This is a genomic window from Brevundimonas sp. FV1ye29L (assembly GCF_058681095.1).
The window spans coordinates 2346113-2359800 of sequence record NZ_CM178730.1 but is presented as its reverse complement, the minus strand read 5'-3'; the positions used below and the strand labels follow the sequence as shown (position 1 = coordinate 2359800).

The following is a 13688-nucleotide window of genomic DNA, read 5'->3' as shown; positions in this document are numbered from 1 at the left end:
CGGTCAGCCCATCGTCGGGATGACGAACGAGCTGTCGGCGTGTTCCAGCGCGCTGTCCGGCCAGCGGGCGGTAACCGTCTTGACCTTGGTCCAGAACTTCACGCCCTCCATCCCATGCTGGTTGGTGTCGCCGAAGGCCGAGCGCTTCCAGCCGCCGAAGGTGTGATAGGCGACCGGCACGGGGATCGGGACATTGATGCCGACCATGCCGACATTGACCCGGGCGGCGAAATCGCGTGCCGCGCGGCCGTTCTGGGTGAAGATGGCGACGCCATTGCCGTACTGGTGCTTGCTGGGAAGCGACAGCGCCTCCTCGAAGCTGTTGGCGCGGACGATCTGCAGCACAGGGCCGAAGATCTCTTCCTTGTAGCTCTCCATGTCGGCGGTGACGTGGTCGAACAGGGACGGTCCGACGTAGAAGCCGTTCTCATGCCCCTGAAGCGTAAAGCCGCGACCGTCGACGACCAGTTCGGCGCCGTCCCTGACGCCCTGGTCGATCCAGCCCTCGACCCGGGCCTTGTGGGCGGCGGTGACGACGGGGCCGTAGTGGGCGCCCGCATCGGTGGAGACGCCGACGCGCAGGGACTGGATCTCGGCGACCATCCGCTCGCGCAGTTCATCGGCGGTCTTCTGGCCCACCGGAACGACGACCGGCAGGGCCATGCAGCGCTCGCCGGCCGAACCGAAGGCGGCGCCCGACAGATCCTTGACCACCTGGTCCATGTCGGCGTCCGGCAGGATGACGCCGTGGTTCTTGGCCCCGCCCATGGCCTGGACGCGTTTCCCGTGGGCCGCGCCGGTTTGATAGACATAGTTGGCGATGTCGGACGAACCGACGAAGCTGATCGCATGAACCTGGGGGTGGGTCAGGATGGCGTCGACCGCCGTCTTGTCGCCGTGCACGACGTTCAGCACGCCCTCTGGCGCCCCGGCCTCCAGCATCAGTTCGGCCAGACGCACCGGCAGGGACGGATCGCGCTCACTGGGCTTGAGGATGAAGGTGTTGCCGACGGCGATGGCCACGCCGAACATCCACATCGGGATCATGCCGGGGAAGTTGAACGGGGTAATGCCCGCCACCACGCCCAGAGGCTGGCGCATCGAATAGACATCGATGCCGGGCCCGGCGCCCCAAGTGTATTCGCCCTTCACCGCATGGGGGATGCCACAGGCGAACTCGATGACCTCGAGGCCGCGCTGGATGTCGCCTTTCGAGTCGGCGATGACCTTGCCGTGCTCGGAGGACAGCAGTTCGGCCAGGTCCTGCATATTGGCCTCGACCAGTCGCTTGAATTCGAACATCACCCGCGCCCGGCGCTGGGGATTGGTCGAGGACCAGCCGTCGAAGGCGGCCTGGGCGTTCTGGACGGCGCGGTCCACCTCGTCCGGCGTGGCCAGCTGGACGCGGGCCTGGACCTCTCCGGTCGAGGGGTTGAACACGTCCGAGAACCGGCCCGAGGCGCCGACAAAACTCGCGCCGCCGATGAAGTGGTGGATGTCGCGCATGGCGTCGCTCCCTGAAGCGAGGTGAGGCGGTTCGGCCGCCAGTCTTGCAACGGGGTCTAGCATCCCCTCCGGCGCCCCTCCATTGCAAAGATGCAGGTTATGATGTGCAATAATGCAGCATGTCCGCTTTCGACTGGGATGACATCCGCGTCTTCATCGCCGCCGCCCGCGCTGGATCGCTGGGCGCCGCGGGCGGCCAGCTGGGCGTGGACGCCGCGACCGTCGGTCGTCGCGTCGCGCGACTGGAGGCGGCGCTGAAGTCCACCCTTGTGGTCCGCTCCGCCTCAGGATTGCAGCTGACGGCGGCGGGCGCACAGTTGCTGGCCCAGGGCCTTCAGGCCGAGACGGCGATGGACGCGATTCATGGCCTGACCCGCGCCGATGTCGTGGCGGGAACGGTCCGGATCAGCGCCTCGGAGGGCTTTGGCGGCGTCATCCTGGCGCCCGCCCTGCCGGCCCTGCGCGCCGCCCGGCCCGGTTTGAACATCGAACTGGCCGCATCCTCGGGCTTTCTGTCGCCGAGCCGGCGCGAGGTCGACATGGCCATCACCCTGGCGGCCCCGGCCAGTTCGAGGCTGATCGTCGAACCCCTGACGGGCTACCAGCTGGCCCTGTATGCGGCGCCGGCCTATCTGGCGGAGCGCGGTCATCCCCGGGATGTCGCGGACCTCGGCCGGTTCGACATCGTCGGCTATGTCGACGACCTGATCTATGCGCCGGAACTGCGCTATCTGGAGGAGGTCCGGCCCGGGCTGGGTCCCGCTATCGCCAGTTCCTCGATCCGGGCCCAGCGGGACATCGTCGCCGCCGGGGGCGGGATCGGGGTCCTGCCCGCCTTTCTTGCAGACGGGCTGGAGAGGGTGCTGCCCGACGATGTGCTGCTGGAGCGGAGGTTCTGGCTCTCGACCCATCGCGATGTCCACGACACCGCCCGCCTGCGGGTGGTTCGCGCCTGGATTCGCGCACTGTGCGTGTCCGGGGCGTCTCGCCTCAGCCCCTACTAGGTCAGGGGCGCCGGGCCGCCACATCGATCAGGGCCGAGCGTCCGTTGTGGCCTGCGCCCTCTGAGACCTCGCTGTCGTGGCTTTCCAGATGCAGCAGGTCGAAGTCGGCGAAGGCGTGACGCAGCAGGGCCTCGGTATAGAGGTTCTCGATCTGTCCGGGGCCGCCTGTGCCATAGGCGATCTGTTCCGGGCGGTAGCCTTGCAACAGGATCAGTCCGCCGGGCTTCACGGCGGATTTCATGCCGGCGAAGTGGCGCTCTCGCGCCGCCGGGGGCGCAAACTGGATGAAGATGGCCACGACCAGGTCGAACTGACTTTGGGGCCAGGTCCAGTCGTCCAGATCGGTCAGCCGCGCGTCGATCGTCACGCCCCGCCGGTCAGCGAGGGCGCGCGCCTTGTCGACTGCGCGCGGGGCGATGTCTGTCGTCGTGACGACCAGCCCCTGTTCAGCCAGCCAGACCCCGTTCCGGCCTTCGCCGTCGGCGATCGCAAGGGCGGACATGCCGGGTTTCAGGCGATGCGCCTGGGAGGCCAGAAAGGCGTTCGGCGCCTCTCCGAACAGATAGTCGTCACGGTCATAGCGGCCGTTCCAGAACGCGCGGGCTTCGCTCATCGGGGTCGTCGCTCCCTGCGCCGGTCAGCGTTTGAGAAAGCGTGCGAAAAAGCCCGCGCCGGGCTCATCCGGATGCCCCGGGCATCGGTCCGACGGCGGAACGCCGCGCAGGACCTGCTCCACATGCTGGCCGCAACCGGCCCATCCCATCTTGCCGCATTTGCGGCAAACCACAGCCCTGCACATTCTCGCCTCCAGATGGGGACGCCCGCGTCCCGCTTGCCGTTCTCCGGTCGACCCTGCGGCCGCCGGCGTCTCAGGTTCCGCCGCAGCGGGTTTAACGCGATCCGTCGCCGTGTTTGCCGATGCTCTGCCACTCGGGCGGGGCGGCCTTGTGGACATATTGCTCGGCGACCAGCCAGCCCTTGAAGGGGCGCAATACGCCCAGGCACAGGCCGACGATCAGGGGGAAGGTGAGGGCCAGATGCACCCAGACCGGCGGGTGGACGGTGAACTCGAAGGCCATGAAGGCGATCATGCCGACGACGCCGACGCCGGACATGACGAAGAAGGCCGGACCATCGGCGGGCTCGGCGAAGCCATAGTCGAGTCCGCACTCGGGGCAGTGGTCGCGGATGGTCAGATAGCCCTTCAGCAGCGGGCCTTCGCCACAGCGCGGACAACGGCAGCGGATGCCCGTGGAGACGGTATTGAGGACCGGAGGGTGCGGTTCGGCCAAGTCTGACTCCTTGCGCCGCATCCCTGTGCGGCAAATGGGGCGACGTCTTTCGACGCCAGTCCGGGTGGTGGGCGTCGCGGCCGTCATGGCCGGTCGGCGCAGTCAGGCGCAGCCGGCCCCTTGCAGGACCGGCTGCGGGTCGGGTCAGGCCGCGATTGTCGGACCCGGCAGTTCGCGGGTGGAAAAATACCAGTCGGTATAGACATAGCCTTCGCCCGCGCGCGCCTCGGCCTCGGCGGAGGTTTTGGGCGGAGGAACAATGGCGGGCTGTCCGGGGCGCCAGTTTTCCGGGGTCGCCACCCCATTGGCGTCAGAGGCCTGGATCGCCGTCAGCAGGCGCACGAACTCGTCAATGCTGCGGCCGTTGCTCATCGGATAATAGACCATGGCGCGCAGGATTCCCTGTGGATCGATCAGGAAGGTGGCCCGCACTGCGGAGGTGTCGGCGGCGCCCGGATGGATCATTCCATAGGCGGCGGCGACCTCCATTTTCAGATCCTCAATGATGGGGAACGGGATTTCGACGTCGAACTTCTCCTTGATGTTCCGGGTCCAGGCCAGGTGCGAGAAGATGCTGTCGATCGACAGGCCCAGCAGGTCGCAGTTCATCGCCGCAAAGGCGTCGGCCCGGCGGGCAAAGCCGATGAACTCGGTCGTGCAGACGGGGGTGAAGTCTGACGGGTGGGAAAAGAGGATCAGCCACCGGCCCTTGTAGTCGGCCAGGCTGCGGTCGCCGTGGGTCGTCCGGGCGTGGAAATCGGGGGCGGGTTCGTTGAGGCGGGGAAGTCCGGTCATGCGTGTCTCCTTCAGATGACCCATCTGACGAGTAATTACATAATTACGCAAACTAATAGTTCTTATGTGGGGGAAAGGTTCTGCCTATGAGGTTGGCGACGGGTGTGCGGGCTATTTCCTGTCGTGGGGCGCGGTCGCCGAGGCGATGATCGCGGCCTGGTCCCGGGCGACATCCCCGCCCATTACGCGTCCGACATCGCCGCCGAACACCGGACCCATCAGGCCGGCGTTGAGCGCCGCGACGCGTGTGCCCTGCGCCGTCTGATAGACGGCGACGGTGCAGGGCATCATCACGGCGAGCCGGCGATCGCGGTCGGTGTCGAGGATTTTCCCGGCGTGGCCGGCATGGCAAAGTTCGACGAGGCGAATGGTCGGCAAATCGGGGCCGCCATTGGCCTGAACGCTGTCGTCCAGTTTGCGGACGCCGGAGACGACCCAGCCACGCTGGCGGGCGGCCGAGGTCAGGTTCGCGACTGTGGCGTCCACCGAGGCCGGGCTGGCTGTTTCCGAAAACATCAGGTGCGGCAGGGCCAGGGCAAGGCCGCCTGCGCCGACGACGGCTCCGGTCAGGCCGGCGATGATCATTTTCAACATGGTGGCTCCTCGGTTGTCTGGGCGACGGCGTGGGCTGTCGGGTGTGTCTCCGGTCGCTGCCGTTGTCAGCGCCCTTCGTGTCCAGATCGCGTGTCATATATATACATGATTACAAATATCGTATATATAATTCAGGGAATATCTGCAGCCAGGACCATCCGCCGCCTCAATGGAAATCCCGCGAGCCGGGCAGGACCCGCACATCGCGCGGATGGCGGTGGGGCGGATAGCGCGGCGGCTGGGGGTGGGCGACGACGTCTGCGCGGCACAGCGGAACCTCGGTGGGGTGATCCTCCGACAGGCCGGCCAGTTCGGCGGTGCGGTCGAGGACGCGGCGGGCGACGACGTGGGTGACGCCCTCGGGGCTCTTTTCCACCACGCCCTCGACCTCCATCAGCCGGGCGGCCATGACCTCGCGGCGGAACTGTTCGAACATCCGCGCCCACAGGACGATGTTGGTGATGCCGGTCTCATCCTCCAGGGTGACGAAGATGGCGTTGCCCTTGCCCGGACGCTGACGCACCAGAACGACGCCCGCGACCCGGATCAACGACCCGCCGCGTTTCGCCTCGGCCCCGGCGCAGCTCAGCACCTTTTCGGCGGCGAAGACGGGCCGCAGGATGGCCATGGGATGGGCCTTCAGCGACAGGCGAACGGTCTGGTAGTCGGCGGCGACATGTTCGCCCAGCGGCATCAGCGGCAGACGGGCGTCGGGTTCGGCGCCCAGTTCCCGGGCCCCCCGTTCGCGCGCCTCGGCCGCCGCGAACAGGGGCAGGGCGTCGTCGTCGGGCAGGCGCCGCACCGCCCACAGGGCCTCGCGTCGGTCCAGCCCCAGTGACCGGAAGGCGTCGGCGTCAGCCAGTTTGCGCATCGCCGCCGTGGGCAGGTTCGCCCGCCGGGCCAGGCTCTCGAGGTCGGCGAAGGGCGCCTCGGCCCGGGCGGCGGTCAGGGCGGCGGCCCAGGCCTCGCGAAAGCCGTCGATCTGGCGCAGGCCCAGACGCAGGGCGAGAGCCGCCTTTGGCCCCTCCAGCGAATTGTCCCAGTGGCTGTGGGACACGTCGATCGGACGCGTCTCGACCCCGCCGATCTCCTGCGCCTCGCGCACGATCTGGGCCGGGGCGTAGAAACCCATCGGCTGGCTGTTCAACAGGGCGCAGGCGAAGGCGGCGGGATGCCAGCGCTTGATCCAGGACGAGACATAGACCAGCCGGGCGAAGGAGGCTGCATGGCTCTCGGGAAAGCCATAGGAGCCGAACCCCTTGATCTGGTCGAAACAGCGCCGGGCGAAGTCGGGCGGATAGCCGCGCTGGACCATCCGGCCCACGAACCGGTCCTCATATGTGTGCAGGGTTCCGTCGCCGCGGAAGGTGCCCATGGCCTTCCTCAGGCCGTTGGCCTCGGCGTCGTTGAACTCGGCGGCGACCATGGCGACCTTCATCGCCTGTTCCTGGAACAGGGGGACCCCGAGGGTCTTGCGGAGCACATTCTTCAGCTCATCCTTCTTCGCCGGATCAGAAGGTGACGCATATTCAGGCTCTTCCAGTCCGTTCCTGCGGCGCAGATAGGGGTGGACCATGTCGCCCTGGATCGGGCCGGGCCGGACGATGGCGACCTGGATGACGAGATCATAGATCTCGCGCGGCTTCAGCCGGGGCAGCATGTTGATCTGGGCCCGGCTCTCGACCTGAAACACCCCGATGGAGTGGCCCCGGCACAGCATGTCGTAGACGGCCGGGTCCTCGCGCGGGAGGGTGTGCAACTCCCAATCCTCGTCCGCATGGGCGCGGATCAGGTCGAAGGCCTTGCGGATGCAGGTCAGCATGCCGAGCGCCAGCACATCGACCTTCATCAGCCTCAAGGCGTCGATGTCGTCCTTGTCCCATTCGATGAAGGTGCGATCAGGCATGGCCCCGTTGCCGATGGGGACCATCTCGTCCAGCCGGTCCTGGGTCAGGATGAAGCCGCCGACGTGCTGGGACAGGTGGCGGGGAGTGTCGAGCAGCCGCGTCGCCATGGCCACCGCCCGGCGGATCATCGGATTGGACGGATCGAGACCCGCCTGAAGGATGTGCCGGTCGCCGATTTCGGTTCCCCAGCCGCCCCACTGGCTGGAGGCCAGGCGGGCGGTGACGTCCTCGGTCAGGCCCAGGGCCTTGCCGACCTCGCGGATGGCGCTGCGGGGACGAAAATGGATGACGGTGGCGGCGATCCCGGCGCGATGGCGGCCATAGCGCTCATAGAGATGCTGGATGATCTCCTCGCGCCGCTCGTGCTCGAAATCCACGTCGATGTCGGGCGGCTCGTCGCGGTCGTCGGACAGGAAGCGCTCGAACAGGACGTCGCTGGTCGCCGGGTCGACGGAAGTGATGCCCAGCACATAGCAGACGGCGGAATTGGCCGCCGAGCCGCGCCCCTGACACAGGATCCGCTTGTCATTCGCCACACGAATAATATCGTATATCGTCAGGAAATAGTGGGCGAATTTCTTCCTTGCGATGAAGGCCAGCTCCTTGTCCAGAAGGTTCTGAACGCTGTCCGGAACCCCGTCGGGATAGCGTCTGTCGGCGTGTTTCCGGGTCAGGTCTTCCAGCCAGGCCTGGGCCTGCCAGCCGGGCGGGACCGGCTCTTCCGGATACTGGTACTCCAGTTCCTTCAGGTCGAAGTCGATGCGACCCAGAAAGGCGAGGGTCCCGGCCACGGCCTCGGGCGCGTGACGGAACAGCCGGGCCATCTCCGTCGGCGGCTTCAGCCAGCGTTCGGCGTTGGCGTGCAGCCGGCGTCCGGCCGCCTCTATGGTGGTCCCTTCGCGAATACAGGTCATGACGTCCTGCAGGTCGCGCTCGCCGGCGGAATGGTAGAGGACGTCATTGGTCGCGATCAGGGGGATGTCCGCGCGGGCCGCCATTTCCTTCAATCGGATCAGGCGCCGGTGGTCGTCGACACGCCGGTGCAGGGCGGCGCCGAGCCAGACCGCGCCGGGCGCCCCTTCCGCCACGCGGGTCATGGTCGCCTCGAACCCGGAGAGCCGGTCGGGGGGCATGACGATCAGCAACAGATCCTCGGGGGCGGCCAGCAGGTCGGACAGGCCGAGTTCGCACTGACCCTTGATCGCCCGGCGGTTGCCGAGGGTGAGGAGCCGGGTCAGCCGCCCCCAGCCCGCCCGGGTCTCGGGATAGGCCACGATGTCGGGCGTCCCGTCGTTGAACACCAGCCGGGCGCCGAGAATCAGGCGAAAGGCCTGTGCCCTCGCCCTGATCGTCTCGATCAGGGCGGGATCGTTCATGGCGGCCTCGATGACGGCGAACTCTCCGGGGCTGCCGCCGACCCGGACGCGGCGGCCCGGCAGCAGGCCGTGTTTACGGATCTCGTTCAGGGCGGACCAGGCGCGCACCACCCCCGCCACGGTGTTGCGATCCGCCAGCCCCAGCCCGGCCTGACCGCGCAGGAGGGCGGCCAGAACCATGTCGCCGGGATGGGAGGCGCCCCTCAGGAAGGAGAAATGGCTCGCGGCGGCCAGTTCCGCGAAATCGCCGGCGGGATCCGGTCCGGTCATGCGAACAGGCCGTGGATGAACCAGCGCGGCTCTGGCGTCTCGCCATACAGCCCCTGACGGAACAGCCAGAAGCGGCGGCCGTGGCGATCCTCGACGCGGTAGTAGTCACGGGTCTTCTGATCGGGCGCGCGCCACCATTCGCCGGCGATCCGTTCGGGACCTTCGGAGCGGACGACCTCGTGCAGGACGCGGCGCCAGCGGAAACGCAGGGGCGAGCCGTCAGGGACCTCGGCCAGGGTCTCGACCGGCTGGGGCGGGTCGAACATCTGCAGCGGGCGCAGGGGAGGGCTGTCAGGATCGGGATCGGGCCACTCCGCCGGCGCTGCCGCCGCCGCGCCTGCCGCGGGCGTCATCCGCACGGCGCGCTCGGGCATGTGGGAGTCCAGAGGCTCGAACCTCAGGACCGCCCCGGGTCCCAGTCGCGCGGTCAGCCGGTCGACCAGACGGCTGAAGTCCTCGCGACCCGGCCGCTCGCCCTCCAGCCCCCGCTGTGCCGGCTTCAGCGTCTGGGTCAGGGGGACCGACAGCCGCATCTGATCGAAACCGAAACCGGGGTCGAGCGGGGCGGCGAGGGCCGCCAGTCGTTCGCGGAACAGGCGCAGCACGACCGGCGCCTCTCGCGTCGGGCGGCCGGTCCGGACCATCAGGCGACGCACCTCGCCGTCGACGCGATAGAAGCTGGCCTGGAAGGCCCGGCCGCCGTGACCCGCCTGATCCAGCCGGTCGGCGGCCTCGACCAGCAGGTCGTACAGTACGCCCTCGATGTCTTCCTGACGGGTGATGGGTTCGACCAGAAGGCGATCGACGATACAGGGGGCGGCGGGACGCGACGGGGTGATCCGCACATCCTCCTGTCCCAGAACCCGGGCCAGCCGGGAGGGAAAGTCGGCGCCGAACCGGGCGGCGAGGGGTGCGCGCGGCCGGTCGTCCAGATCGGCGATCCGTTTCAGCCCGGCGCGCCTCAGGGCCTGTTCGTCCCGGTCCGGCAACTCCATGGCCGAGACCGGCAGGCGGCGGACGGCGGCCTGGTCCTCGCCGGGGGCGAAGACGCCGCCGGGGCCGAACCGGGACAGGGCCCGCGCCGCCTGGGGGGTGCAGGCCAGGGCGCTGCGGACCTCCAGCCCTATGCGGCGGGCGCGGGCATGGGCGGCCTGAACCAGTCCCGTTTCTCCGCCGAACAGATGGGCGCAGCCGGTCACGTCCAGCAGCAGGCCGTGCGGAGCGTCGGCGGCGACCATGGGGCTGAACCGGCCGAAGTCCTCCACGATCCGGGACAGAAGGGCGTCGTCCAGATCGGGGCGATGGACCACGGTGCGGAGTTCGGGCGTGCGGGCCCGGGCGTCGGCCAGGGTCAGGCCCGGGGTCAGGCCCTGGTGCGCCGCCGCCGGGTCGGTCGCCGCCAGTCTCAGCGCCCCCCCGACCTTCTCGATCAGGACAAGGGGGGGCGGGACCGTGTCGGGCGCATCTTCAGGCGACCCGACGTCGGACTGTTCCTGACGCCGCAGCCGGTCGCTGGGCAGCCAGGGGAACCAGATCGCCAGATAGCGGCGCCGGTTCGCGGAACGTGCGTCCGTCACGATCCCACTCCATGATCCAGGTCCGGGGCGCCCCGCCGCCGCGTCGCCGCAGCAGGGTCACGGAAAAAGACGGTCTGCCCGGCGCCCCGCCTTCAAGAGGTTCTGAGGCGGCGGCGGTCACCGACCATCGGGTCTCGGCCGCGCTCGGGCACGGGGCGGCGGCGATCCGGGCGAGGAACAGGGTCCCGCCGCCGGCCTCGGCCGCCAGGGCCAGCCGGCGGCTGGCCGTCAGATTCAGGGCCCGGGCCTCGCCCCAGGCGCTGAGCAACACGGCCCCGACGGCGGGGGTGCGCAGGGCCTCCTCGCCGATGGCCAGCAGGGTCTGGACGTCGTGAGCCCGCACCAGAAGCAGGTCGCGGGTGCGCAGACCCATCTCATGCAGGCCCGGCCCGTGGGGATGTCCGGCCTCCCGCCCTGCCAGATCGTGCAGGCCCCAGACCATGGGCCGGCTTCCCGCCGCCAGAGACGCCAGCCCAAGACCGAAAGCGTTTAGCGCGACGGCGTCTGCGGTCGACCCGGCATAGAGATCGTGAACAGCCCCCGTCTCGAGGGGGCCGCCCATCCAGTTCGCCGTGACTCCGGATGTCTGGCCCTTGCCCGCCGCGCCGCGCCCAAGCGTCGCCAACCGGGCCTTCAGGGCGGCGATTTCGGAAGACCTGTTCTGTGTGTTCTCCATTTGTTCTATATGCCCCCCGGCGAGGTCGCGGAGTCAAGGGCAGACTGAACGGGAAGGAAGGCGGACGGGACGATGCCTCTGGCCGGAATCCCACCGTCCCCGGCGGATCGACGCCTACCCTCCGGCCAGCTTCAGCGCACCGCGCAACAGCCAGGCGACCACGCCCAGACCCCCGACGCCGACGACCCACAGGGCGACGAACCACAGTCCCTGTTTCAGGCCGGGTTTCAGGTCGGGTTTCAGGCCGGCTCCGGGGCGGGGGCGCATCAGTGATACCCGTCGTCGCCGACCTTGCCGCGGAACACCCAGTAGGCATAGGCGGTGTAGGCCAGGATGATCGGGATCAGGATCAGGGCGCCGACCAGCATGAACATCTGGCTGGAGGCGGGAGCGGCGGCCTGCCACAGGGTGATCTCGTCCGGCACGGCATAGGGGAAGACGCTGACGCCCAGGCCGGCGAAGGTGACGGCGAACAGGGCCAGCGACAGCAGGAAGGGCCAGACCTCCTTCTTCCTGCGCATGGTCCAGAAGAAGCCGCCGGCCACGATCAGGACCAGCAGGGGCACCTGGGCGGTCAGCAGGACGCCGGGCCAGTCGAACCAGCGTCGGGCGTATTCGCCGTCAAGGAACGGGGTGGCGAGGCTGACGGCGCCGATCATCAGCAGGGTGGCGGGGCCGAGTTTCCAGGCCTGGCTGCGGGCATGGGCCTGAAGCGGTCCCTCGGTCTTCATATTGAGCCATGTCGCGCCCAGCAGGGCGTAACCGATCACCACCGCCGTGCCGGTCAGCAGGCTGAACGGGCTGAGCCAGTCCCACCAGCCGCCGCCATAGGCCCGGCCCGAGACCTCGACGCCCTGCAGGATGGCCCCCAGGATCACGCCCTGGGAAAAGGCGGCCAGAAGGGAGCCGCCGAAGAAGGCGATGTCCCACACCGGCTTGGCCCGCACCGTGCGCCAGCGGTACTCGAAGGCCACGCCCCGGAACACCAGCCCCAGCAGCATGGCGATGATCGGCGTATAGACCGCCGGCATCAGCACGGCATAGGCGAGGGGGAAGGCGGCGAACAGGCCGCCTCCGCCGAGGATCAGCCAGGTCTCGTTGCCGTCCCAGACGGGGGCGATGGAGTTCATCGCCCTGTCGCGCTGATCGCCGGCCTTCAGCGTCGGAAACAGGATGCCGACGCCGAGGTCGAACCCGTCCATGACGATATAGGCGAAGACGGCGAAGGCCAGCAGGCCGGCCCAGACCAGGGTCAGATCAATGTTCATGATCGGTCTCCTCGCCCGTGGGGATCGGCCCGTCGGGATCGATGGCGGGCGCCGGGGTGATCCCGGCGGTGCGGATGGGCGCCTCGGGCAGACCCGTCTCCCCCCGGTGCGGCGCGTGGCTCATCAGCCGCAGGATATAGAAGACCCCCGCCCCGAAGACGGCGAAATAGACGATGGCGAAGGCCGCCAGGGAGCTGGCCACCGCAGGGGCGTCCAGCGGGGCGGCGCTGTCGGCGGTGCGCAACAGGCCATAGACGGTCCAGGGCTGGCGGCCGACCTCGGTGGTGATCCAGCCGGCCAGCACCGCGACGAACCCCATCGGACCCATGACCAGGGCGAAGCGGTGCAGCCAGGGCGCGTCATACAGCCGTTTGCGCAGCCGGGCGTAGAGGCCCCAGACCCCGAGTAGCAGCATGGCCATCCCCAGCCCGACCATGATGCGGAAGGACCAGAAGACGATCTCCACCGGCGGCCAGTCGGCGCGGTCGATCGTGTCCAGACCAGCGAGCGGCGCGTTCAGATCGTGTTTCAGGATCAGGGACGACAGTTTGGGAATCTCGACCGCGCCATGGACGGTGGCCGCCTCGCGGTCCGGCAGGCCGAACAGGATCAGGGGGGCGCCGTCCGGGTGGCTTTCAAAATGGCCTTCCATGGCCATGACCTTGGCGGGCTGGTGCTCCAGCGTGTTGATCCCGTGCATGTCGCCGATGAAGATCTGGACCGGGGCGGCGACCAGGATCATGCCCATGGCCATGGCGAACATCTTGCGCGCCCCCTTGTTGGTCCGGTCGCGGAGCAGGTGCCAGGCGCCGACCGCGCCGACCACGAGGCCGGTGGTCAGATAGGCCGCGAGCAGCATATGGGCGAGGCGATAGGGGAAGGAGGGGTTGAAGACGATCCTGAACCAGTCGACCGGCACGAACTGGCCGACCTCATTGATGGCGTAGCCCTGGGGCGTCTGCATCCAGCTGTTGACCGACAGGATCCAGAAGGCCGAGGCGAAGGTGCCGAAGGCCACCATCAGGGTGGCCAGGAAGTGCAGCTTCTTGCCGACCCGCTTCAGCCCGAACAGCATGACGCCCAGGAACCCGGCTTCCAGGAAGAAGGCGCTGAGCACCTCATAGGCCATCAGGGGGCCGATGACGGGACCGGCCTTGTCGGAGAAGACCGACCAGTTGGTGCCGAACTGATAGGACATCACCAGGCCCGACACGACGCCCATGCCGAAGGCGACGGCGAAGATCTTCAGCCAGTAGTTGAACAGGTTCAGATAGAGGTCGCGGCCGGTCTTCAGCCACAGCGCCTCCAGCACCGCCAGATAGCTGGCGAGGCCGATCGAGAAGGCCGGGAAAACGATGTGGAAGGCGACGGTGAATGCAAACTGCATCCTCGCCAGAAGAAGAGCGTCGAGCTCCATGACCAT

General features: G+C 68.4%; 13 protein-coding genes. 1 reads left to right on the top strand and 12 read right to left on the bottom strand.

Going from position 1 to position 13688, the window contains the following annotated elements; translation table 11 throughout:
- Positions 1-3: 3 nt before the first annotated feature.
- Positions 4-1506, bottom strand: coding sequence for a CoA-acylating methylmalonate-semialdehyde dehydrogenase (locus ACW17W_RS11545; protein ID WP_492077027.1), 1503 nt, complete (start codon positions 1504-1506; stop codon positions 4-6).
- Positions 1507-1625: 119 nt separating this feature from the next.
- Between ACW17W_RS11545 and ACW17W_RS11540 the strand changes: the two genes are divergently transcribed.
- A complete protein-coding gene (locus ACW17W_RS11540; protein ID WP_492077026.1) occupies positions 1626-2510 on the top strand; it encodes a LysR family transcriptional regulator in 885 nt (294 codons plus the stop codon).
- A gap of 1 nt (position 2511) precedes the next feature.
- On the opposite strand, the gene ACW17W_RS11535 is transcribed toward ACW17W_RS11540, so the two are convergent.
- From ACW17W_RS11535 to ACW17W_RS11485, 11 genes are all read right to left on the bottom strand, one after another.
- Positions 2512-3123: an SAM-dependent methyltransferase gene (locus ACW17W_RS11535; protein ID WP_492077025.1), complete on the bottom strand. Its 612-nt coding sequence runs from the start codon at positions 3121-3123 to the stop codon at positions 2512-2514.
- 24 nt (positions 3124-3147) lie between these two features.
- Positions 3148-3273, bottom strand: coding sequence for a DUF8730 family Cys-rich protein (locus ACW17W_RS11530; protein ID WP_492080314.1), 126 nt, complete (start codon positions 3271-3273; stop codon positions 3148-3150).
- A gap of 127 nt (positions 3274-3400) precedes the next feature.
- On the bottom strand, positions 3401-3823 hold the full coding sequence (locus tag ACW17W_RS11525) for a DUF983 domain-containing protein (RefSeq protein WP_492077023.1): 423 nt from the start codon (positions 3821-3823) through the stop codon (positions 3401-3403).
- Between the two features lie 123 nt (positions 3824-3946).
- Positions 3947-4597: a peroxiredoxin gene (locus tag ACW17W_RS11520; protein ID WP_492077022.1), complete on the bottom strand. Its 651-nt coding sequence runs from the start codon at positions 4595-4597 to the stop codon at positions 3947-3949.
- Positions 4598-4708: 111 nt separating this feature from the next.
- Positions 4709-5191, bottom strand: coding sequence for a DUF302 domain-containing protein (locus ACW17W_RS11515; RefSeq protein WP_492077020.1), 483 nt, complete (start codon positions 5189-5191; stop codon positions 4709-4711).
- A 166-nt stretch (positions 5192-5357) separates the two neighbouring features.
- Positions 5358-8744 carry an error-prone DNA polymerase gene (locus ACW17W_RS11510; RefSeq protein WP_492077019.1) on the bottom strand — a complete coding sequence of 1129 codons (3387 nt, stop codon included), beginning with the start codon at positions 8742-8744 and terminating at the stop codon, positions 5358-5360.
- A complete protein-coding gene (locus ACW17W_RS11505; protein ID WP_492077018.1) occupies positions 8741-10321 on the bottom strand; it encodes a Y-family DNA polymerase in 1581 nt (526 codons plus the stop codon). The genes ACW17W_RS11510 and ACW17W_RS11505 overlap by 4 nt, the downstream gene beginning before the upstream one ends.
- Entirely contained in the window at positions 10212-10997 is a 786-nt protein-coding gene (locus ACW17W_RS11500) for an ImuA family protein (protein ID WP_492077017.1), read from the bottom strand. The genes ACW17W_RS11505 and ACW17W_RS11500 overlap by 110 nt, the downstream gene beginning before the upstream one ends.
- A gap of 114 nt (positions 10998-11111) precedes the next feature.
- On the bottom strand, positions 11112-11264 hold the full coding sequence (locus tag ACW17W_RS11495) for a hypothetical protein (RefSeq protein ID WP_492077016.1): 153 nt from the start codon (positions 11262-11264) through the stop codon (positions 11112-11114).
- Positions 11264-12265 carry a cytochrome d ubiquinol oxidase subunit II gene (gene cydB, locus ACW17W_RS11490; protein WP_492077015.1) on the bottom strand — a complete coding sequence of 334 codons (1002 nt, stop codon included), beginning with the start codon at positions 12263-12265 and terminating at the stop codon, positions 11264-11266. The genes ACW17W_RS11495 and cydB overlap by 1 nt, the downstream gene beginning before the upstream one ends.
- A complete protein-coding gene (locus tag ACW17W_RS11485; RefSeq protein WP_492077014.1) occupies positions 12255-13682 on the bottom strand; it encodes a cytochrome ubiquinol oxidase subunit I in 1428 nt (475 codons plus the stop codon). Before ACW17W_RS11485 ends, cydB begins: the two co-directional genes overlap by 11 nt.
- Between the last annotated feature and the right edge of the window lie 6 nt (positions 13683-13688).